General features: G+C 72.0%; 18 protein-coding genes. 7 read left to right on the forward strand and 11 right to left on the reverse strand.

The genetic code is table 11. From position 1 onward, the window contains the following. Positions 1–26 precede the first annotated feature (26 nt). The 4 genes from AC0693_RS28770 to AC0693_RS28785 all read left to right on the forward strand — a co-directional run bounded on the left by AC0693_RS28770 (position 27) and on the right by AC0693_RS28785 (position 4,608). Positions 27–1,514 (forward strand): potassium/proton antiporter, encoded by a 1,488-nt coding sequence (locus tag AC0693_RS28770; RefSeq protein ID WP_468470263.1) that lies wholly within the window; start codon positions 27–29, stop codon positions 1,512–1,514. Between the two features lie 344 nt (positions 1,515–1,858). Then, positions 1,859–3,268 (forward strand): MFS transporter, encoded by a 1,410-nt coding sequence (locus AC0693_RS28775; protein ID WP_469320066.1) that lies wholly within the window; start codon positions 1,859–1,861, stop codon positions 3,266–3,268. Positions 3,269–3,335: 67 nt separating this feature from the next. Continuing rightward, complete coding sequence (locus AC0693_RS28780) at positions 3,336–3,668, forward strand: FmdB family zinc ribbon protein (protein ID WP_356409433.1); 333 nt, start codon at positions 3,336–3,338, stop codon at positions 3,666–3,668. A 106-nt stretch (positions 3,669–3,774) separates the two neighbouring features. Beyond that, positions 3,775–4,608 (forward strand): S-methyl-5'-thioadenosine phosphorylase, encoded by an 834-nt coding sequence (locus AC0693_RS28785; protein ID WP_478803259.1) that lies wholly within the window; start codon positions 3,775–3,777, stop codon positions 4,606–4,608. A gap of 49 nt (positions 4,609–4,657) precedes the next feature. Here the strand turns inward: AC0693_RS28785 and AC0693_RS28790 are convergent, their stop codons facing one another. Continuing rightward, positions 4,658–5,596: an alpha/beta fold hydrolase gene (locus AC0693_RS28790; RefSeq protein ID WP_478803260.1), complete on the reverse strand. Its 939-nt coding sequence runs from the start codon at positions 5,594–5,596 to the stop codon at positions 4,658–4,660. Between the two features lie 303 nt (positions 5,597–5,899). On the opposite strand from AC0693_RS28790, the gene AC0693_RS28795 reads away from it, so the two are divergent. Together AC0693_RS28795 and mscL are read left to right on the forward strand one after the other, a co-directional pair. Beyond that, entirely contained in the window at positions 5,900–6,553 is a 654-nt protein-coding gene (locus tag AC0693_RS28795) for a hypothetical protein (protein ID WP_478803261.1), read from the forward strand. 129 nt (positions 6,554–6,682) lie between these two features. Further along, positions 6,683–7,228: a large conductance mechanosensitive channel protein MscL gene (mscL, locus tag AC0693_RS28800; protein ID WP_478803262.1), complete on the forward strand. Its 546-nt coding sequence runs from the start codon at positions 6,683–6,685 to the stop codon at positions 7,226–7,228. Between the two features lie 25 nt (positions 7,229–7,253). On the opposite strand, the gene AC0693_RS28805 is transcribed toward mscL, so the two are convergent. From AC0693_RS28805 to AC0693_RS28850, 10 genes are all read right to left on the reverse strand, one after another. Then, complete coding sequence (locus AC0693_RS28805) at positions 7,254–7,460, reverse strand: hypothetical protein (RefSeq protein ID WP_478803263.1); 207 nt, start codon at positions 7,458–7,460, stop codon at positions 7,254–7,256. Positions 7,461–7,503: 43 nt separating this feature from the next. Then, the gene (locus AC0693_RS28810; protein ID WP_356409449.1) at positions 7,504–8,931 is read right to left on the reverse strand and encodes a NarK family nitrate/nitrite MFS transporter; all 1,428 of its coding nucleotides are present in this window, start codon (positions 8,929–8,931) and stop codon (positions 7,504–7,506) included. A gap of 2 nt (positions 8,932–8,933) precedes the next feature. Then, on the reverse strand, positions 8,934–9,341 hold the full coding sequence (locus tag AC0693_RS28815; RefSeq protein ID WP_468470274.1) for a hypothetical protein: 408 nt from the start codon (positions 9,339–9,341) through the stop codon (positions 8,934–8,936). Further along, positions 9,338–10,054: a Rieske (2Fe-2S) protein gene (locus tag AC0693_RS28820; RefSeq protein WP_478803264.1), complete on the reverse strand. Its 717-nt coding sequence runs from the start codon at positions 10,052–10,054 to the stop codon at positions 9,338–9,340. The genes AC0693_RS28815 and AC0693_RS28820 overlap by 4 nt, the downstream gene beginning before the upstream one ends. Beyond that, positions 10,051–10,650, reverse strand: coding sequence for a 4Fe-4S dicluster domain-containing protein (locus AC0693_RS28825; protein ID WP_356409457.1), 600 nt, complete (start codon positions 10,648–10,650; stop codon positions 10,051–10,053). The genes AC0693_RS28820 and AC0693_RS28825 overlap by 4 nt, the downstream gene beginning before the upstream one ends. A 7-nt stretch (positions 10,651–10,657) precedes the next feature. Then, complete coding sequence (locus AC0693_RS28830; protein ID WP_478803265.1) at positions 10,658–12,958, reverse strand: molybdopterin oxidoreductase family protein; 2,301 nt, start codon at positions 12,956–12,958, stop codon at positions 10,658–10,660. After that, positions 12,955–14,070, reverse strand: a complete 1,116-nt coding sequence (locus tag AC0693_RS28835; protein ID WP_356409462.1) for an MFS transporter — start codon at positions 14,068–14,070, stop codon at positions 12,955–12,957. The genes AC0693_RS28830 and AC0693_RS28835 overlap by 4 nt, the downstream gene beginning before the upstream one ends. 88 nt (positions 14,071–14,158) lie before the next feature. After that, a complete protein-coding gene (gene pflA, locus AC0693_RS28840; RefSeq protein ID WP_478803266.1) occupies positions 14,159–14,986 on the reverse strand; it encodes a pyruvate formate-lyase-activating protein in 828 nt (275 codons plus the stop codon). A gap of 54 nt (positions 14,987–15,040) precedes the next feature. After that, positions 15,041–17,311 carry a formate C-acetyltransferase gene (gene pflB, locus AC0693_RS28845; RefSeq protein WP_478803267.1) on the reverse strand — a complete coding sequence of 757 codons (2,271 nt, stop codon included), beginning with the start codon at positions 17,309–17,311 and terminating at the stop codon, positions 15,041–15,043. A gap of 210 nt (positions 17,312–17,521) precedes the next feature. Beyond that, a complete protein-coding gene (locus AC0693_RS28850; protein WP_469334205.1) occupies positions 17,522–18,955 on the reverse strand; it encodes an MFS transporter in 1,434 nt (477 codons plus the stop codon). A 365-nt stretch (positions 18,956–19,320) separates the two neighbouring features. On the opposite strand from AC0693_RS28850, the gene AC0693_RS28855 reads away from it, so the two are divergent. Then, positions 19,321–20,583: a cytochrome P450 gene (locus AC0693_RS28855; protein WP_478803268.1), complete on the forward strand. Its 1,263-nt coding sequence runs from the start codon at positions 19,321–19,323 to the stop codon at positions 20,581–20,583. Positions 20,584–20,630 lie beyond the last annotated feature (47 nt).

The following is a 20,630-nucleotide window of genomic DNA, read 5'->3' on the forward strand; positions in this document are numbered from 1 at the left end:
ATGAGCTCCTGCTGGTCTGCTCGCTCGTGCTGCTCGTCGCCGTCGCGGCGGTGCGCCTCTCCTCGCGCAGCGGCCTCCCCAGTCTGCTCATCTACCTCGGCATAGGCATAGCGATAGGCCAGGACGGCATAGGCAACGTCGTCTTCGACAACGCCGAACTGACCCAGGTCATCGGCTACGCGGCCCTCGTGGTCATCCTTGCCGAGGGTGGTCTGGGCACGAAGTGGAAAGAGATCCGGCCCGCCCTGCCCGCCGCGATCGTGCTGTCGCTGCTGGGCGTCGCGGTCAGCGTGGGCGTCACCGCCGCCGGAGCGCACTACCTGGTGGGGCTGGAGTGGCGCCAGGCGCTGCTGATCGGAGCCGTCGTCTCCTCGACGGACGCCGCCGCCGTCTTCTCGGTCCTGCGCAAGGTGCCGCTGCCCGCGCGGATCACCGGCGTACTGGAAGCGGAGTCCGGCTTCAACGACGCCCCCGTCGTGATCCTCGTGGTGGCCTTCGCGACGGTCGGTCCGGTGGACGACTGGTACGTCCTGCTCGGGAAGATCGCGCTGGAACTCGCCATCGGCGTCGCGATCGGCCTGACCGTGGGGTTCCTGGGAGCGTACGGCCTGCGGCACGTGGCCCTGCCCGCCTCGGGCCTGTACCCGATCGCCGTGATGGCGATCGCCGTGACGGCGTACGCGGCCGGCGCGATGGCCCACGGGTCCGGCTTCCTGGCCGTCTACCTCGCGGCGATGGTGCTCGGGAACGCGAAGCTCCCGCACTGGCCCGCGACCCGGGGGTTCGCGGACGGGCTCGGCTGGATCGCCCAGATCGGCATGTTCGTCCTGCTCGGCCTGCTGGTCACCCCGCACGAGCTGGTGCACGACTTCTGGCCCGCCGTGATCATCGGCCTGGTGCTGACGATGGTGGCGCGGCCCCTGGAGGTCTTCCTGAGCCTGCTGCCCTTCCGGCTGCCGTGGCAGGAGCAGGCGCTGATGTCCTGGGCGGGCCTGCGCGGCGCCGTCCCCATCATCCTGGCGACCATCCCGATGGTGTCCGGGATCGAGGGCAGCGACCGGGTCTTCAACATCGTCTTCGTGCTGGTCGTCGTCTACACCCTGGTCCAGGGCCCGACGCTGCCGTGGCTGGCGCGCACCCTCAAGATCGGCGACCAGTCGCCGGGGGCGGCGGACCTCGGGATCGAATCGGCGCCGCTGGAGCGGCTGCGCGGCCACCTGCTGTCGTTCGGGATCCCCGAGGGCTCGCGGATGGCCGGGGTCGAGGTCAGCGAGCTGCGGCTGCCGGCCGGGGCCGCGGTCACGCTCGTGGTGCGGGACGGGAAGAGCTTCGTACCGCTCCCGGCCACCGTGCTGCGGCGCGCGGACGAGCTGCTGGTGGTGGCGACGGACCCGGTACGGGACGCCACCGAGGCCCGGCTGCGGGCGGTGGCCCGGGGCGGCAAGCTGGCGGGCTGGCTCGGGACGGGCGGCGGGTCGACCGCCGTCACGCGGCGGGGGCCGCGGCAGAAGTAGCGGGGCGGCCCGGGGCGGGCCCGCCTGGCCGCGACCGGAGTACCGGAACGGGACATTCCCGTTAATCGCAGGTGAAGACATGCCATGTCGCCGCAATCACAGGGCGGGGCTGGCGTGCAGCCTGTACCATGAAGGCACACCATATCGAACCAACTCTGTCTGACGCAGAGCTGGCGCGACCGCTCGGCGGCCGTGGCACCCCTCGCAGCGGGCGCCCAGGTATCACTCGGTTCGGCGCAAGAGGACAGCTCTCGGGGCTCCCACATGTACGGGTGCGACTCGCTCACAAGGCGGTGCACCGTCCGCAGTCGGGGAGTTCTACCAGGCAGCGGAAAGGCAAGGCCGTGACATCCGCGGTCACGACCGAGAAGAAGTCCCGCCCCGGCTACGGCCAGCTCCTGCGCACCCCTGGTGCCCTCAGCTTCCTGATCCCCGGCTTCGCCGCCCGGCAGCCCTTCGCGATGCTGACCATCGGCATCGTCCTGCTCGTCCAGCACACCACCGGCTCCTTCGGTGACGCGGGCGTCGTCGCCACCGTCACCGGCATCTCGATGGCCCTGTTCGCCCCGCAGATCGGCAAGCTCGCCGACCGCCGCGGCCAGAGCGCCGTCCTGATCCCGACCGTCATCGTGCACGCCGCGTCCGTCGTCGGCCTCACCCTGCTCGCGCTGGCGGGCGCCCCGCTGTGGGCCCTCGCGCTCGCGGCCGTCCCGGCCGGCGCCTCGGTGCCGCAGGTCGGCCCGATGGTCCGGGCCCGCTGGGCCGCCAAGCTCGAAGGCTCGCCGCTGTTGTCGACGGCCGCCGCGTGGGAATCCGTCACCGACGAGCTGACCTTCGTCGTCGGCCCGGTGCTCGCGACGTTCCTGTGCACCACCGTCCACCCCTCGGCCGGTCTGCTCACCGAGGCGGGCCTGACCCTCATCGGCGGCCTGCTGTTCGCCGCGCAGCGCGGCACCCAGCCGCGGCCCGTCCCCCGCCTCGCGGGCGACGCCAAGCACGTCTCGGCCCTGTCCTTCCCCGGCCTGCGGGTCCTGATCGTCGCGTTCGTCGGCATCGGCGCCGTCTTCGGCGGCATGCTGATCTCGCTGGCCGCCTTCTCCGAGGAGATCGGCAACCCGGGCGCGAACGGCCTGCTCTACGGCATCTTCGCGGGCGGCAACATGATCGCGGGCATCGCCTGCGGCACCATCGCCTGGAAGATCGGCCCGCGCCGCCGCCTGATCCTCGGCTACGTCGGCCTCACCGCCGCCGCGTCGGTGCTGTGGACCGTGAACTCCGTGTTCCTGCTCGGCGCGCTCGGCCTGGTCGTCGGCCTGTGCATCGCCCCGGCCCTGATCACCGGCTACACGATGATCGAACAGCTGGTCCCGGCCGCCTCGCGGACCGAGGCCTTCACCGCCCTGACCGGCGCGGTCGCCTTCGGGCAGGCCGCCGCGGTCACCATCGCGGGCCGGCTGACCGACGCCCACGGGTCCTCCTACGGCTTCCTGGTCCCGGCGGCGGCCACCGCGCTGGCGCTGCTCACCCTGCTGGCGCTGCGCTCCAAGCTCGCGCCGAAGGCCGCGAGCCGGGTCGTCGGCTCGTCGAACGGTTCCTCCGAGGGGCCGGCCGACGTGGCCGCAGAGACGTCCCCCCGGCCCGCCCGGCGCTCGTCGAACGGGTCCGTGACCCGGTCGAACGGATCCGCGCCGACGACTACCGTGCGGGTGAATGAGCGTGTCGTGGGTCACCGCGTGCCGGTGACGGTGGACTGATCCGCCGGAATACGTCACCATGGAACGTCGTTAGCACTCATTGAGTGAGAGTGCCAGGAGGAAATTCGTGCCGACCTACCAGTACCAGTGCACCGAGTGCGGTGAGGGCCTTGAGGCCGTGCAGAAGTTCACCGATGACGCACTGACCGTGTGCCCGAGCTGTGACGGACGCCTGAAGAAGGTGTTCTCCGCGGTCGGCATCGTCTTCAAGGGCTCCGGTTTCTACCGGAACGACAGCCGCGGCTCCTCGTCGAGCAGCACGCCGGCCACCAAGCCCGCGTCGACGACGACCGCGTCCGCCCCGGCGGCCGCCGCGTCGACGTCGTCCTCGTCGTCCACTTCGTCGTCGTCCTCGTCGTCGAGCGGTTCCTCGAGCAGCGGCGCCACTTCGGCCGCCTGACGCTCCGCGTTCCTCGCGCAGACCCCGCACCGGTCCCCACCGGCAGCGGGGTCTTTCGCGCGCCCGCTCGGCGGGCTCCCGGCGGGCCACCATTAGGGTGGTCCGCATGGCGAACGCAGAGATCGGTGTCATCGGCGGCTCGGGCTTCTACTCCTTCCTGGAGGACGTGTCCGAGGTCGAGGTGGACACCCCGTACGGCAAGCCCAGCGACTCCCTCTTCCTCGGCGAGCTGGCCGGCCGCCAGGTCGCGTTCCTGCCCCGGCACGGCCGCGGCCACAAGGTCCCGCCGCACAAGATCAATTACCGGGCCAACCTGTGGGCCCTGCGCTCGGTCGGCGTCCGCCAGATCCTCGGCCCCTGCGCGGTGGGCGGCCTGCGCCCCGAGTACGGCCCGGGCACCCTGCTCGTCCCGGACCAGCTGGTCGACCGTACGAAGTCCCGCGCCCAGACCTACTTCGACGGCGAGCCGCTGCCAGGAGGGGCTGTCCCGAACGTCGTGCACACCACCTTCGCCGACCCCTACTGCCCGGTGGGCCGCGCCGCCGCCCTGGCCGCGGCGCGCGGCCGCGACTGGGAGCCGGTGGACGGCGGCACCATGGTCGTCATAGAAGGCCCCCGCTTCTCGACCCGCGCCGAATCCCGCTGGCACGCGGCGGCGGGCTGGTCCGTGGTCGGCATGACGGGCCACCCCGAGGCCGTCCTCGCCCGCGAGCTGGGCCTCTGCTACGCCTCGATCGCCCTGGTCACGGACCTGGACGCGGGGGCCGAGACGGGCGAGGGGGTCTCCCACACGGAGGTCCTGCGGGTGTTCGGGGAGAACGTCGGCCGCCTGCGCGAGGTCCTCTTCGACGCGGTCGCCGCCCTCCCCGGGACTGCGTCCCGCGACTGCCTGTGCACCCACGCCCACGACGGCTGGGACCTGGGGATCGAGCTCCCGTAGCGCTGCCGCCCGCCGGCCCCGGTCGTTGGTGCGGGCGCGGGGTCGGCGGTCATCCCTGCCGGAGCGCCTCGCGCAGCCGGACCGCGAACTCCTGCGGGTGGGAGAGGAACCCGCCGTGGTCCCCCGGGAACTCGACCGGGGCCGCGCCGAGGCGGTCGGCCAGGGCGACGGCCGTACGGTGCGCCAGCTGGCCCCGCGAGTCCGCGCCGACGCCGACGACGAGGCGGCCGGGGCCCGCGGCCAGGGCGGCGACGTCGGGCCGGTGGGCGATGGTGGCACGCAGCTCGTGGTCGAAGAAGCGGGCGCTGTTGGCCAGGTCCCGGGCCGAGGGCGCGAAGGACGGCGCCGAGGGGTCGGCGGGGGCGTGCTCCTGGGGCGGCTGCTCGTCGGGGGCCGCGGTCCGGGGCGACTGGTCCGCGTCCGGGGCCGCGGGGCTCTGCGGCGGCTGCCCGGCGCCGGGGGCCGCCGGGGTAGCGATGCCCGCCATGGCGAGGAACCGGCCGAAGGCCGCGCCCACGCCCTCGCGGTGGAAGACCTCGATGACCTCCTCGGCCTCGGCACGGCGTTCGGCGGCGTCCGGGAGCAGCTCCAGCAGGGGCGGCTCGTGCGCGACCAGGGTCCGTACCCGCCCGGGGTGGCGGGCGAGGAGCGCGAGGCCGGTGACGGCGCCGCCGCTGCTGCCGAACACGTCGGCGCTGTCGGCGCCCAGCGCGTCCAGGACGGCGGCCACGTCGTCGGCCCGCAGCTCCGGGGTGGAGTCCTGGCGGGGGTCGTCGAGGACGCTGTCGGAGATGCCGCGGGGGTCGAGGGTGACGACGGTGTGGTCGGCGGCGAGTACGTCGGCGGGCGCGGCGAAGGCCGCGGCGTCCATGGGAGCCCCCAGGAGCAGGAGCAGCGGCCCGGCGCCGCGCACTTCGTAGTGCAGGCGGGCGTCCGCCACCCGGAGGGTGTGGGACCGGGGGCCGTGGTCGGTGCGGGTGCTGGTCATGGCGGGGTCCTTCGCTGGGGTCGGCGGCCGCGGGGCGCGGCTGCGGGCAGGGCGGGGCGAGCGGTCACTGGTAGGACCGCGGGCGGCCGCGGAACTCATCGGTCGGGCGGGGGCGATCGGTCGGCCGGGGGCGATCCGGGGTCCCGAGGCCGAGGTCCGGCGCCGCCTCGCTCGTGTGGGTGACGGGGTTGTCCACAACCTGGGGACCGTCCACAGGCCGGAGCGGAATCCGGCGGGGCGCGGCATCGTGAGGGAAGTCCGGGCAGGGCGCCCGGGCTTCACTGACCGAAGGCCGTGGTCGACATGTCCCGTCCCTCTTCCTCCGCTTCCTCCGCGCGCGCCACTTCCACCCGCGCCTCTTCCGACCCGGGGCGCGCCGCCTCGGACCCGGTGCGCGCCGCCTCGGCCGCCGCGTCGCAGGCCGCTTGCGAGCGCTCCGCCTCCGCTTACCCCTCCCCCGTCCCGTGCGGGCCCGTGCACGCGGTGCCGGACTTCGCGCCGCTGCGCGTGGGCCGGAGCGGGGACCGGCTCCGCCGGGCCGTGCGGCGCAGGCGCCGGGTGGTGGGCGCGGGGCTGGCGGTCGCGGCGGCCGCGCTGGCGGCCACCGCGGGCAGCGAGGCGCAGGCTTCGCGGGGCGCGCCGCCACCGCAGCCGCCACCGGTGACGGCGGCCGTCCGGAAGGCGCCGCCCGTCGCGCTGGTGTCGGCGCCGGTGCGGATCGCGGACGGCGCGACCGTCCGGCTGCTGCGGCCCGGGGACCGGGTGGACGTGGTGGCGGCGGAGCGGGACGGCCCGCCGCGGGTGCTGGCGGAGGCGGCCCGGGTTGCCGAAGTGCCGACTCCGGACAAGGGTGTCGGGGACGGCGGGGCACTGGTGGTCCTGTCCGTTCCCCGGGACACCGCACGGGCTCTCGTGGGAGCGGGCACCGTGGCGCGGCTGGCGGTGACGTTGTGCTGACTCGTGCTCGCACGTACGCGCGGTCAAGTCACCTGAAGGTGTGCGCCGATTGGACACGCCGGGCCCGGACTGCCGTAGTTTTCGGAACCGTTGACTCCGAGTTTGTTACGAGCGAAATGAGATGCAGTGGTGAGCGAGAAGAAGACCGGTGTGCTGGCGGGCTTCAAGGCCTTCCTGATGCGCGGCAACGTGGTCGACCTCGCGGTGGCCGTGGTCATCGGCGCGGCGTTCACGAACATCGTGAACTCGGTGGTCAAGGGGATCATCAGCCCGCTGGTGGGCGCGATCGGCACGAAGGACCTGGACAGGTACTCGTCCTGCCTGAAGAGCCCCTGCGCGACGAACGCGTCCGGCGACGTCGTCTCCGGCATCCCGATCATGTGGGGCACGGTGCTGAACGCGACGCTCAGCTTCGTGATCACCGCAGCGGTCGTCTACTTCCTGATGGTGCTGCCGATGTCGAAGTACCTCGCCAAGCAGGAGCAGCGGCGCAAGGCCAAGGAAGGCGTCCAGGAGACCATGGAGATCACCGAGCTGGTGGTGCTCAAGGAGATCCGCGACGCCCTCGTCTCCCAGCGCAACGGCAGCTCGGCCGGCTACGGCGGCCCGGTCGGGCAGGGCGGCCTGGACGGGCAGGGTGGTCAGAGCGGCCCGGGGCGGCACGCCTCGGCCTGACCCGCGTCCCCGCTCCGCGCCGGGATCAGATGTGGTGCGGCGGCTTCTCGTCGAGGAAGCGGGCCAGATCGGCCGCGCTGTCCGCGGCGGGCGGCCGGTCGCCCCAGCCCCGGTCCGTGTCGTCCGGGGACTGCCGGTCCAGCGGATCGTCGAAGTCCAGCTTCGGCTTCGGCTTCGGCCTGGTCCCGGCGGGCTGGGGTGACTGCGGGCCGGAGGCGGGGGCGGTGCTCATGCCTCCAGGGTACGGCCGCCCCCGCGCCGGCCCCCGCCCCGGCTCAGCTGGGGGCTTCGGCGCCCTTGCGGGCGTAGAACCACCAGCAGACGGCCAGGCAGGTGGCGTAGAACCCGATGAACATCCACAGGGCGGTCGTCACCTGAAGGTTCGCGAACATCGCCGGGATGAAGAAGAAGCCGTAGGCGGCGATCGCGGAGGAGAAGCCGGTGACGGCGCCCGCCTCCATCTCGGACTGCTTGAGGGCGGCGGCCCGTGCCTCGGGGCCCTGCCCTTCGGCCCGCTTCGCGTGCTGGTCGCGGAAGATCACCGGGATCTGCCGGAAGGTCGAGCCGTTGCCCAGCCCCGAGAAGAAGAAGGCCACCAGGAAGCCGGCGAAGAAGGTCCAGAAGCTTCCCTGGTCGCCGCCGGACGGCAGCGCGAAGATCACCACGACGAGCGCGGCCGCCATGCCGACGAAGGAGAGCATGGTGACCCTGGCCCCGCCGATCTTGTCCGAGAGCCAGCCGCCGGCCCACCGCATGAGCGCGCCGATGAAGGGGCCGATCCAGGCATAGGTGGTGGCCTGGTAGCCCTGGGTCTCGAAGTTGTTCTTGATCAGCAGCGGCAGACCCGCGGCGAAGCCGATGAAGGACCCGAAGGTGCCGACGTAGAGCCAGGTCATCAGCCAGTTGTGCTTGCGCTTGAAGATGATCTTCTGCTGGCTGAAGGGGGCCGCGGCCACCTTCAGATCGTTCATCAGGAACCACGCGAGCAGCGCCATGACGACCAGCAGCGGCACCCAGAGGAACGCGCCGTTCTGGAGCCAGATGTCGGCGTTCTCCTTGGCGTCGTGCTGCGGCCCGCCCGCCGGCGCGCCGAGGACGGCCGCGGTGACCACCAGCGGGGCGACCAGCTGGACCACGCTGACGCCGAGGTTGCCCAGACCGCCGTTGAGGCCGTTGGCACTGCCCTTCTCCCGTTTGGGGAAGAAGAAGCCGATGTTGGCCATCGAGGACGCGAAGTTGGCGCCGCCGATGCCGCAGACGGCCGCGATCAGGGCCAGCTCCCAGTACGGCGTGCCCGTGTCCTGGAGCGCGAAGCCGAGCCAGAGCATCGGGGCCACCAGCACCAGCGTGCTCAGGGCGGTGAACTTCCGCTCGCCGAAGATCGGCCCGATGAAGGTGTACAGGATCCGGAAGGTGCCGCCGGTGAGGCCGGGGATGGCGGTCAGCCAGAACAGCTGCGACTTGGAGAAGCCGAAGCCGACGTCGTTGAGCTTCACGACGGTGACCGACCAGACCTGCCAGACCACGAAGCCGAGCATCAGCGCGGGGATCGAGATCCAGAGGTTGCGCTGCGCCACCCGGCGGCCGGTGGCCCGCCAGAACGCGTCGTCCTCGGGGCGCCAGTCCCCGATCACGGAGCCCGGCTTGTAGGTCTCCGCCCGGTGCGAGGTCGGCGCCGGGGTAACGGGGGTGGGTATCGACATGGTCATCGGTCCTTCGGGTCGAGGATCCACAGACCCAGCACGACCAGGAAGGACAGGAACAGGAATCCCGCTCCCCACCAGGCCGTGTGGGTGTTTCCCTTCATCCATTCGTTGACGGTCACCGTCAGCGCCCAGAGCTGGCCGATCACGACGGTGAGGGCCAGGGCGAGACGGGCGTTGAGCTTCGAGGAGCGCTCGGGTTCCTGCTCGGTACCGGCCCCCGGGCCGGGGCCCGTGTGCCGGATCCGGGGGTCGCCGTAACCGCTGGTGGCGCGGATCTGGGGGTAGCGCTCCCGGACCGGCCGGTTCAGCCGGGGCTGGGCGCTGCCCGGCCGGTAGGCCGGGGGCTGGGACGGCGGGGGCGGGTCGCTCAGGGGGTCGCCGTGCGGGGCGCCGTGGAGGTCGCTCATGTCCGGCCCCGCTCGGTGGCGCGGGCCGCGGCCGGGCAGCCCAGCCGAGCGGCCATCTCCGGGCGGGCGTCGCCGAACTGCCGGCACAGGGCGTCCTTGCCGGGCTCTGCGGACCGGGCGGTGGCCACGGCCCAGACGCTTCCGTCCACCTCCTCGGTCAGGAAGACCTTCGGGAGCGGGCGGGGCGGCGGGCCCGCGGTGACCTCGCCGGTGCGGGCGTCGAAGACGCCCTCGTGGCAGGGGCAGTACAGCTCCCCGTCGGGCCCGCGGTCCTCGCGCCAGAGCACCGCGCAGGCCAGGTGGGTGCAGACGGCGGAGTAGCCGACGAGGCTGCCGTCCTGGAGGCGTACCGCCAGGGCCCGGTCCTCGTCGCCGGGGAACCGGAAGGCCACGGACCGCCCCGGCGGGAGCAGGTCGGCGATCTTCTTGGCCTTGGGCAGCTTCTCGCTGTCGCCGTGCCGGTGCAGGATGCCCGCGGCCACGCCCACTCCGCCGATGGCCAGGCCGCCGGAGACGGTGGCGACGATCCGCAGGTAGTCGCGCCGGGTGGTCAGGGAGTCGGCGCTGATCCGGTCGCGCAGCCGCTCGGCGGCGGCGTCCACGTCCGTGTCGGCGCCGGGGCCGGGGGAGCCGGGATCGGTGGCCGTCCCGGAGGGGGACCCGGGGCCGGGGCCGTGGTCGCCGCCGGGAGCGGGCTGTTCGGTGACGCTCATCGGACATCCACTCCGTTGATCTCGACGACGGGGAGCCCGCCCGGGACGGGCCACTGCACCTTGTCGGCGGGGACGACCATCGCCACGCCGGTCTGGACGACGACGTCGCCGAAGACGAAGGAGTCGGCGACCTGGACGCCGGGGCGCTCGGCCTGGAGTTCTTCGAGCGTCCCGTAGAACAGGGCGCCGGTGGGGCAGACCGTGGCGCACATGGGAGCCAGCCCGTAGGCGGTGCGGTCGTAGCAGAGGTTGCACTTCATCTGGAGCTTCGCCTGGAGGTCGATCTTCGGCACGCCGAAGGGGCAGGCGCTCACACAGTTGCCGCAGCCGATGCAGCGGGTGGTGTCGGCCTGCTGCACCACGCCGTCGGCGGTCACCAGGATCGCGTCGGCGGGACAGACCTCGGCGCAGGGCGCGACCGGGTCCTCGCAGTGCATGCACACCGTGGGAAGGGAGGCGACGGACACGCCGGGTTCGGTGTAGTCCAGGTGGATCATCGATTTGCCGCGGTGGGAGTCGCATTCGCGGCAGGCGGAGACGCAGGCCTGGCACCCGATGCAGCGCCCCGGGTCGATGAAGATCGTTCTGCCCATCATGGCGCGATCAGCTCCTCTCCGCCGTGCCGCGCCCCTGCGGGGACGTGGGGGGCAGGGGGTCGGTGCGGGACACCTGGGTTTCCGGGTACGCGTGGTGACCCGGCGCCATGGGCGGGGCGGGGACCTCGTCGACCCGCTCGGCGGCCTCGATCCTGGCCGCGCAGACCTTGTACTCCGGGATCTTGGAGCGTGGGTCGAGGGCGTCGATGGTCAGGGCGTTCGCGGCCGTCGGGACGGGCCAGTGGTAGGGGATGAAGACGGTGTCCGGCCGGATGGCCTCGGTGACCAGTGCCGGGAAGACCTCGCTGCCCCGGCGGGTGACCACCCGGACCGGATCGCCGTTGCGGAAGCCGTGCGAGGGGTGGACCTCCACCCACGGGCGCGGGGTCTGCTCGACGAGGGCGCCGAGCCGCCGGGTCTGGTTGCCGGAGAGGAAGTGCGCGACGGTGCGGCCGGTGGTGAGGGAGAGGGGGTACTCCTCGGTGTAGGCGTCCATCGGCGGATGCCACGCCACGACCTGCATGTGGACCTTCCGGTCCGGGTGGTAGGTCGCGCCGCCCTCGAACAGCCGGGGCGTGCCCGGGTGGTCGGTGGTGGGGCAGGGCCAGGCGATGCCCCCGGTCTCCTCCAGCCGCTCGTAGGTGATCCCGTAGTAGTCGTTGACCGTGCCCGCGGAGGCGACGCGCAGCTCCTCGAACACCTCGCGGGAACCGGGGAAGTCGAACTTCTCGCCGACGCCGAGGCGGCGGGCCAGCTCGCACATCACCCAGGTGTCGGTGCGGACCCCGGCGGGCGGCTCCTGCGCCTTGTTGTGCTTGACGACGCGGGCCTCGGTGTTGGCCATGACGCCCTCGTCCTCGGCCCAGACCGTGACCGGGAAGACCACGTGCGCGTTGGCGGCGGTCTCCGACAGGAAGAAGTCGAACTGTGCGTGGAATTCGAGGGCGTCGTAGCCCTCCTTGACCGTCCCGTAGTTCGGGAGCGAGACGAAGGGGTTGTTGCAGATGCCGATCAGACCGCGGATCTCGCGCCGCTGCATCTGCCAGACCATCTCCATCATGGAGGTGCCGGCCTGCGGGAGTTCGGCTTCCTCGATGCCCCAGATCGCGCAGATCTGGCGGCGGTGTTCCGGGTTCGTGATGGAGCGGCCGCCGGGGAGGAGGTCGGACTTCTGGCCGTGTTCGCGGCCGCCCTGACCGTTGCCCTGCCCGGTGATCGTGCCGTATCCGGCGCCCGGCTTGCCGAGGTTCCCGGTGGCCGTGCAGAGGTTGATGATCGACAGGCAGTTCTCGACGCCCTGGGAGTGGTGCTCCACCCCGCGGGCGTGCATGGCCATCGCCTTCCCGGCGCCCCCGAACATGCGGGCGACCTGGACGATCTGGGAGGCCGGGATCCCGCAGATCTCGGCGGCGAGGGCGGGCGGGTACTGGGCCGCGCCCGCCTTGACCTCGGCCCACCCGGTGGTGTGCTCGGCGAGGAAGGCCTCGTCGGTCAGCCCCTCCTCGATCACCACGCCGAGGACGGAGTTGAAGAACGCCGCGTCGGTGCCGGGCTTGAGGGCGACGTGGACGTCGGCGGTGCGCGCGATCGCCGTCTCGCGCGGGTCGACCACGATCAGGGTGGCCCCGCGGTCGCGCGCGCCCCACACGTACTGGGTCATCACGGGGAAGCACTCCCCCACGTTCGACCCGGCGATCAGCAGGCAGTCGGTGAGGAGGATGTCGGAGAAGGGGTTGCCCGCCCGGTCGATGCCGAAGGCGAGCTTGTTGGCCCCGGCCGCGCTGACCATGCACAGCCGTCCGTTGTAGTCGACGTGCCGGGTCTTCAACGCGACCCGGCCGAACTTGCCGACCAGGTAGGTCTTCTCCGAGTACAGGCTGGCGCCGCCGAGCAGGCCGAAGGCGTCGTGGCCGTGGGCGCCCTGGATGCGCCGGATCTCGGCGACGGTGTGGTCCAGCGCCTCGTCCCAGGACACCTCCCGGAAGGGCTCGTCCCGGGAGCGGCGCAGCAGCGGTGCGGTCAGCCGGTCGGGGTGGTTGACCTGCTGGTAGGCGTTGATGCCCTTGGGGCACAGGCGCATCCGGTTGATGTCGTGGTTGCGCGGTTCCACGCCGAAGACCTTGCCGCCCTTGTCGACGCGCAGGTACATCCCGCACTGCACGCCGCAGAAGCAGCAGTGGGTGGGGACGAGCGTCTCGCCGTTCTGGTCGGCGTGCCACTGGTCGGCCGGGATCCCGCCCGCGTCCCGGAAGTTGCGGGTACCGGGCGGCGCGAGGGAAGGGTCGAGCGGGATGCGCTGCGTGCTCACTTGAAGCCCTTCTTCACGTGGTCGAGGTAGGCACCGCCGCGCAGCACCCGCTTGCAGCGGGGGCAGTATTCGGCCCAGGCGTCGAAGTCGAGCTTCAGGTCCCGCATCGTGCCGCGCAGGTTCTCGACGTAGGGGGCGGTGTCCACCGGCTCCCCGCACCGCTTGCAGGCGAAGACCTGCTCGTCCTGGCGGGCGGTGTACTTGAAGAGCTGCATGCCGACGGCCGCGGGCCGCTGCACGATGTGGAAGAACTTCCCGAAGGGGATGTAGATGAGGGTGAAGACCACCGAGACCATGTGCAGGAGCGCCAGGAACTCGTAGCCCCCGCCGTGTAGGAAGATCGACGAGAAGGTGAGCAGCAGCCCGGTGACCGAGATGACGATCAGCAGGATCAGCGGCAGCAGGTCGTAGGCGAAGCGCTGCCCGGTGATCGCGCCGCGGTCCTTCATCCGCCGCCACAGGAAGTACGAGGCGCCGGGGATGACCAGGACGGCGGCGATGTCCAGGCCGTGGAACATCAGCCAGCCCGCCACGCTCAGGGCGTCGTAGCCGAGCACCTTGAAGCCCCAGATCCGCATCTCGTAGCCGGGTCCCGTGGCGCTGCCGGAGGTGAAGGTGAACCAGCCCCAGGTCAGCGGGAAGGTGATCAGCGCGGCGAGGATGCAGCCCCAGAAGATCAGCTGGTGGGCGGCCCAGCGGGCGTGTGAGCGCGCGCCGAGGAACTTCTGGAAGCCGAGGTAGGTGGCGATCATCTTCGGCAGGGCGGTGGGGGCCTTGCGGAAGTTGGCGGCCGAGAAGAGGCTGCCGAACCCCTTCCGGAAGAGCCGGCGCGCGCCGGGGGCGGAGATCCAGACCGTGTACCGGTAGGCGACGCCGAAGGCGAGGAAGACGGTGGCCACGGCGTACGGGAGCAGCGCGGAGTCGAAGTCGCGCAGCAGCCTGCTGCCGAGGACGATCGCGGCGATCAGGAGCAGGGAGACCACGGTGCCCGCCAGGGTGGCCCGTGCGGTGACGGACCGCCCTCCCGCGGGCCGCGGCTCCGGCAGGGGCCGCGGCGGGGCCGCCTCGTCGGGGGGTGGCGCTGCGGCGAGTACTTCTGAGGGCTCGGGCACAGGACCACGCTAGGCCGTATGTCCGGATTCAGCATGCTATGTACCGCATGGCGCTGAGCCATTGGAGGGATTGGAGGGAACGGTCGGCTCACACCGCCGACAGCCCCCGCGCGGCGAAGACCGCCCGGGCGTCCGCGACCTGTGCGGCGGTCGGAGACGGCGTGTCGCGGAGGGTGAAGGGCATGTCCAGCGCCTCCCATTTGCTCATCCCCAGCTTGTGGAAGGGCAGGACGTCGACCCGCGAGACGTTGCCGAGCCCCGCGGCGAAGTCCGCGACCCCCTCGACGTTCTCGCGGGCGTCGGTCAGCCCCGGCACCAGCACGAAGCGCAGGTGCACCTCCTTGCCCAGGCCGGCCAGGCGCCGGGCGAAGGCGAGGGTGGGCTCCAGCGGACGACCCGTCACCCTCGCGTACGTGCCCCGGTCCCAGGACTTGAGGTCCAGCAGGACCAGGTCCACGTCGCGCAGCAGCGCACCGGTGGCGCGGGCGCCCGGGAACCCGGAGGTGTCCAGGGCGGTGTGCAGCCCGAGGTCGTGCTTCATCCGGTGCAGCAGCTCGCCGGCGAAGACCGGCTGGAGCAGCGGTTCGCCGCCGGAGACGGTGGCGCCGCCGCCCGCGGCGGCGATGAAGCGGGTGTACTTGCGCGCCTCCCCGACCACCTCGTCGGCCGAGGTCCGCTTGCCGCCGCGCATCCGCAGGGTGTCGGGGTTGTGGCAGTACAGGCAGGCCAGCGGGCAGCCCGCGAGGAAGGTGACGAAGCGGGTGCCGGGACCGTCCACGCCCGTCGAGAGGTCCCAGGAGTGCACCGACCCTTCGCTCGGCCGCCGCGTCACGGCGGCGGCGGGGGTCCGGCCCGCGCTCACGGGCGCGGGGCCGGCGGCGCCGACGGGGAGGGTCGTACCGGACGGGACGGTCATGGCGGGCGCTCCGGAAGGAGTGGGCGGGCCGGGCAGGACCCGGAAGGGACCGGGCTAGAGAGAGCCGTGGAACGTGCGGTTCAGCACGTCCGTCTGCTGGGCGCGGGTCAGCCGGACGAAGTTCACCGCGTACCCGCTGACGCGGATGGTCAGCTGCGGGTACTTCTCCGGGTGCTCCATGGCGTCCAGGAGCGTGTCGCGGCTCAGCACGTTCACGTTCATGTGGAAGCCGTCGACGGCCGTGTAGCCGTCGAGTACGCCCGCCAGGTTCCTGATCCGCTCCTCGGGGGTGCGGCCGAGGCCGTCCGGGGTGACGGTGCTGGTCAGCGAGATGCCGTCCTCGGCGTCCGCGTACGGCAGCTTCGCGACCGACAGCGCGGAGGCGACGTACCCGTGGGTGTCGCGGCCGTTCATCGGATTGGCGCCCGGCGAGAAGGGCTCCCCCGCGCGGCGGCCGTCCGGCGTGTTGCCGGTCTTCTCGCCGTAGACGACGTTCGAGGTGATGGTCAGCACCGACTGGGTGTGCTCGGCGTCGCGGTAGGCCGGGTGCCTGCGCACCTTCCGCATGAACTCCTCGACCAGCCACACCGCGATGCCGTCGGCGCGGTCGTCGTTGTTGCCGTACGCCGGGTACTCGCCCTCGACGCGGTAGTCGGTGACCAGTCCCGTCCCGTCGCGCACCGGCGTGACCCGGGCGTACTTGATGGCGGCGAGCGAGTCGGCGGCGACCGAGAGGCCGGCGATGCCGCAGGCCATGGTGCGGCGCACGTCCCGGTCGTGCAGCGCCATCTCCAGGCGCTCGTAGGCGTAGCGGTCGTGCATGTAGTGGATGACGTTCAGCGCGTGGACGTAGGTGCCCGCGAGCCACTCCATCTGCTCGTCGAAGCGGGCCATGACCTCGTCGTAGTCGAGGACCTCGGAGGTGATCGCGCCGGTCGCGGGGCCGACCTGGGCGCCGGACTTCTCGTCGCGGCCGCCGTTGACCGCGTAGAGCAGCGTCTTGGCCAGGTTCACGCGGGCGCCGAAGAACTGCATCTGCTTGCCGACCGGCATGGCCGAGACGCAGCACGCGATGGCGGTGTCGTCGCCGAAGCGCGGGCGCATCAGTTCGTCCGACTCGTACTGGACGGAGGAGGTGTCGATCGAGACGCGGGCGCAGAACTCCTTGAAGCCCTGAGGCAGCCTCGGCGACCAGAACACCGTCATGTTCGGCTCGGGCGCCGGGCCCAGGTTGTACAGGGTCTGGAGGTAGCGGAAGGAGGTCCGGGTGACCAGCGGACGGCCGTCCTCGCCCATGCCCGCGATCGACTCGGTGACCCAGGTGGGGTCGCCGGAGAACAGCTCGTCGTAGTCGGGCGTGCGCAGGAAACGCACGATGCGCAGCTTGATGATGAAGTCGTCGATCAGCTCCTGCGCCTGCTCCTCCGTCAGGCGGCCGGCCTCGATGTCGCGCTGGAGGTAGACGTCGAGGAAGGTGGAGGTGCGGCCCAGCGACATGGCCGCGCCGTTCTGCTCCTTCACGGCGGCGAGGTAGCCGAAGTACAGCCACTGGACGGCCTCGCGGCCGGTGGCCGCCGGGCGGGAGACGTCGTGGCCGTAGGAGGCGGCCATCGCCTTCAGTTCGGCGAGCGCGCGGATCTGCTCGGCGAGTTCCTCGCGCAGCCGGATCGTCTCTTCCAGCGAGCGGCCGCCCGCGGGCAGGGAGTTCAGCTCCTCCTTCTCCTCCTTCTTCACCGCGATGAGCCGGTCGACGCCGTAGAGGGCCACGCGGCGGTAGTCGCCGATGATCCGGCCGCGGCCGTAGGCGTCGGGCAGGCCGGTGATGACGCCCGCCTTGCGGGCGGCGCGGATCTCGGGGGTGTAGGCGTCGAAGACACCGGCGTTGTGGGTCTTGCGGTACTGCGTGAAGACCTTCTCCAGGTCGGCGGAGACCGGGTAGCCGTACGTCTCCAGGGCGCCGGCGACCATCCGCCAGCCGCCGTACGGCATGATCGCGCGCCGCAGCGGGGCGTCCGTTTGGAGGCCGACGATCAGGTCCTTGTCGCGGTCGATGTAACCGGGGCCGTGCGCGGTGATCGTCGAGGGGACGTCGTGGGCGATGTCGTAGACGCCCCTCTCGCGCTCCTCGGGGAACTTGTCGGTGATCGTCTTCCACACGGCGGTGGTGCGCTCGGTCGGGCCGGCGAGGAAGGAGGCGTCGCCCTCGTACGGCGTGTAGTTCGACTGGATGAAGTCGCGGACGTCGATGGCGTCGCGCCACAGGCCGCCCTTGAAGCCGCTCCAGGCTCCGTCGTTCTTCGTGGTGTCCACAGGGGTGACAGTCATCGCCCGCACCTTCCGAGTCGCTTCGATGCTCGTGTCCATTGCACGCCTTCTGATCGATCATTTGCCGCCGCGTTGGTCCCGATCCGGAGCCCGAAAGTCCCTTCGCCCCCGGCTTTCGATGCCGCCCACCTCGTCTGACCTGGCATTTCCCGCAGGCCAAAGGTCCCGGCTCTGCTTGTGAATACATTCACAAGATTCTCCGCAAAAAATCTAGCTCGGTGCTTCCGCTCCCTTGCGGGCGTAGAAGTACCAGGCCACGACCACACAGCTCGCGTAGAAAGCCACGAAGCCCCACATCGCGCTCGTCACGGCGAAGTTGGCGAACATCGCCGGGATGAAGAAGAAGCCGTAGGCGGCGATCGCAGCGGTGAAACCGGTGACCGCGCCCGCTTCGATCTCGGCCTGCTCCAGGGCCTTCGCGTACGGCGCGGTGCCCTCGGTCAGGCCCTTCAGGTGCCGGCCCCGGAAGATGACCGGGATCTGGCGGAAGGTCGAGCCGTTGCCGATGCCGGAGAAGAAGAACGCCGACAGGAAGCAGAGGAAGAAGCCCTGGAAGGAACCGGCGTCGGAACCCGCGGGAAGGAAGGTGATCACGCCGATGATCGACGCGGCCATGCCCGCGAACGAGAGGATCGTGACCCGCGCCCCGCCCAGCTTGTCGGCGATCCAGCCGCCCGCCCAGCGGGCCAGGGCGCCCAGCGCCGGGCCCATCCAGGCGTAGGTGGCGACCGGGTACGCCGGGAAGGTGGTCTTGATCAGCAGCGGCAGGGCCGCCGCGAAGCCGATGAAGGAGCCGAAGGTGCCGACGTAGAGCCAGGTCATCACCCAGGTGTGCTTGCGCCTGAAGATCACCCGCTGCCGGCGGAAGGGGGTGGCGGCGACCTTCAGGTCGTTCTGGCCGCACCACGCCACCACCGCCAGCACCACGAGCACCGGCACCCACACGAAGGCCGCGTTCTGGAGGTAGATCTGCGACCCGTCCGCCTTCCGCTGCCCCGCGCCGATCGCCAGCACCGAGGAGGTGATCAGGATCGGGGTCAGCAGCTGCACCACGGAGACGCCGAGGTTGCCCAGCCCGCCGTTGACGCCGGTCGCCTTGCCCTTCTCGCCCTTCGGGTAGAAGAAGCCGATGTTGGCCAGCGAGGAGGAGAAGTTGGCGCCGCCGATGCCGCACAGGGCGGCGATCGCGAGCATCGTGGCGTACGAGGTCGCCGGGTCCTGGACCGCGAAGCCCAGCCAGATCAGCGGCGCGACCAGTACGAGGGTGGAGAGCGCGGTGAAGCGGCGCTGGCCGATCATCGGGCCGAGGAAGGTGTAGAGGATCCGGGCGGTGCCGCCCGTGACGCCGGGGACGGCCGTCAGCCAGAACAGCTGCGACTGGCTGAAGCCGAAGCCGACGTCCTTGAGGCTGGTGGCCGTGATGCTCCAGACCTGCCAGACCACGAAGGCGACCAGCAGCGCGGGAACCGCGATCCACAGATTGCGCGTGGCGACCTTCCTGCCCGTGGACCGCCAGAAGGACGGATCCTCCGGGGACCAGTCGGTGATGGTGCGTCCGGGCCGGTACTGCCCCGGGTCGGGAGCGGGAGCGGGCGGGAGCACCCGGCCGGTCGCCGGGGGCGCTTCCTGGGTGGCGGAACTCATGGCACGTCCTGGAGGTCGGGAATCGCGAAGGGATGCCGGCGCCGCGCGGTCGCGGCGGCCCCGGCTCCTTCAGGGTCCGCCCGCGGACCGGCCCCGCGTCAGAGGAGAACGTCGCCCGGTCGACAGGACAAGGTCCTGCCGCGCGCGGTGCGTTGGTCGCCCGCCCGGGTGTGCCGTCACCGGGCGCCCGCCCCGAGTGCCGTCACCGGGCGCGCGCCCGCCCGGGTGGCGCGTCGGCGGGGCGGGCGTGTCCTCGGCGCACCGGGCGCGTTCAGATGCGTGAGGACGGGGGCCGTGGGAACGGCGGGGGCCGCAAGGCCCGGGGCGCCCCGGACACCCTGACCACCCGGAAGAAGGTGGGGGCCATGACGGTCCCGGCACAGCGGCACCCGAGCGACACCGATCTCGCCGATCCGGCGTTCTGGCAGCTCCCCCCGGAGGCCCGGCTCGCGGCCTTCGCGCGGCTGCGGGCGCTGGACGGCCCGCGCCGGTTCACCGAGCGCCCGGCGTCCTGGCGCGGCCCCGAGCGCGCCCACTGGGCGCTCGTACGGCACGCGGACGTGCAGGAGGCGAGCAGGCTCCCGAAGGTGTTCGCGAGCGCGCCGGGGGTGACCACGCCCGAGCCGGCGCGCTGGGTGCGCACGCTGTTCGGGGACTCGATGGTCAACCTCGACGGCGCGGACCACGCCCAGCTGCGCAAGATCGTGCAGCGGGCGTTCACCCCGCGGCTGCTGGCGGCCGCGGAGGCCGACGTCCACGCGGTGGCGGCGCGGATCGTGGACGACGTCCTGGCCGAGCGGCCCGGGGAGTTCGTCTCGGCGGTCTCCTCGCGGCTGCCGCTGGACGTCATCTGCAACATGATGGGGATCCCGCAGGAGTTCCGGGCGGAGATCGCCGACCGGGTCAACCACGCGTCGGAGAACATCGGCGTGGAGCGCGGCCTGGCCTCGCGGCTGCGGATGCCCGGGCGCGGGCTGCGCGCGCTGGCCCGGATGCAGCGGATGGTCGCGGGCATCGCCGAGGAGCGGCGCAAGAACCCCACCGACGACCTGATCTCGGCGCTGGTCCGCGCGAACGTGGACGGCCAGGCGCTGGGCGTGCGCCAACTCGGCGCGTTCTTCTCGCTGCTGATGGTGGCGGGCGTGGAGACCACGCGCAACGCGATCACCCACGGGCTGGCGCTGCTCACCGACCACCCGGACCAACGCGAGCTGCTGCTGGGCGACTTCGAGAAGTACGCCGACGGCGCGGTGGACGAGATGATCCGGCACTCGACGCCGATCATCCAGTTCCGCCGCACGGTGGTCGCCGAACACCGCCTGGGCGGTCACCTGTTCGTTCCCGGCGACAAGGTGGTGCTCTACTACGCGTCCGCCAACCGCGACGAGGCGGTCTTCACCGATCCGGACGCCTTCGACATCACCCGCTCGCCCAATCCGCACCTGGGCTTCGGGGGCGGCGGCCCGCACTTCTGCCTGGGCGCGCACCTGGCCCGGGTCGAGATGAAGGCCCTGTTCCGCGAGCTGCTGACCCGCCCGGTCGGGCTGCGCGCGGTCGGGCTGCCGGAGCTGGCCGGGTCGAACTTCGACAACCGGGTCCGGGCGCTGCGGTTCGCGTTCGACACCTGAGCGGGCGGGATCCGTACGCCCTCGCGCGCGGGCCGGCCACCGGGCGG

The organism is Streptomyces sp. NPDC043876 (genome assembly GCF_056435825.1).

Bases quoted from the DNA above. Each gene is read 5' to 3' on its own strand.
- AC0693_RS28815 (WP_468470274.1), bottom strand. From the start codon at position 9,341: ATGAGCGACCTCCACGGCGCCCCGCACGGCGACCCCCTGAGCGACCCG.
- AC0693_RS28810 (WP_356409449.1), bottom strand. From the start codon at position 8,931: ATGTCGATACCCACCCCCGTTACCCCGGCGCCGACCTCGCACCGGGCG.
- pflA (WP_478803266.1), bottom strand. From the start codon at position 14,986: ATGACCGTCCCGTCCGGTACGACCCTCCCCGTCGGCGCCGCCGGCCCC.
- AC0693_RS28850 (WP_469334205.1), bottom strand. From the start codon at position 18,955: ATGAGTTCCGCCACCCAGGAAGCGCCCCCGGCGACCGGCCGGGTGCTC.
- AC0693_RS28855 (WP_478803268.1), top strand. From the start codon at position 19,321: ATGACGGTCCCGGCACAGCGGCACCCGAGCGACACCGATCTCGCCGAT.
- AC0693_RS28820 (WP_478803264.1), bottom strand. From the start codon at position 10,054: ATGAGCGTCACCGAACAGCCCGCTCCCGGCGGCGACCACGGCCCCGGC.
- AC0693_RS28805 (WP_478803263.1), bottom strand. From the start codon at position 7,460: ATGAGCACCGCCCCCGCCTCCGGCCCGCAGTCACCCCAGCCCGCCGGG.
- AC0693_RS28795 (WP_478803261.1), top strand. From the start codon at position 5,900: ATGTCCCGTCCCTCTTCCTCCGCTTCCTCCGCGCGCGCCACTTCCACC.
- pflB (WP_478803267.1), bottom strand. From the start codon at position 17,311: ATGACTGTCACCCCTGTGGACACCACGAAGAACGACGGAGCCTGGAGC.
- AC0693_RS28825 (WP_356409457.1), bottom strand. From the start codon at position 10,650: ATGATGGGCAGAACGATCTTCATCGACCCGGGGCGCTGCATCGGGTGC.
- AC0693_RS28790 (WP_478803260.1), bottom strand. From the start codon at position 5,596: ATGACCAGCACCCGCACCGACCACGGCCCCCGGTCCCACACCCTCCGG.
- AC0693_RS28785 (WP_478803259.1), top strand. From the start codon at position 3,775: ATGGCGAACGCAGAGATCGGTGTCATCGGCGGCTCGGGCTTCTACTCC.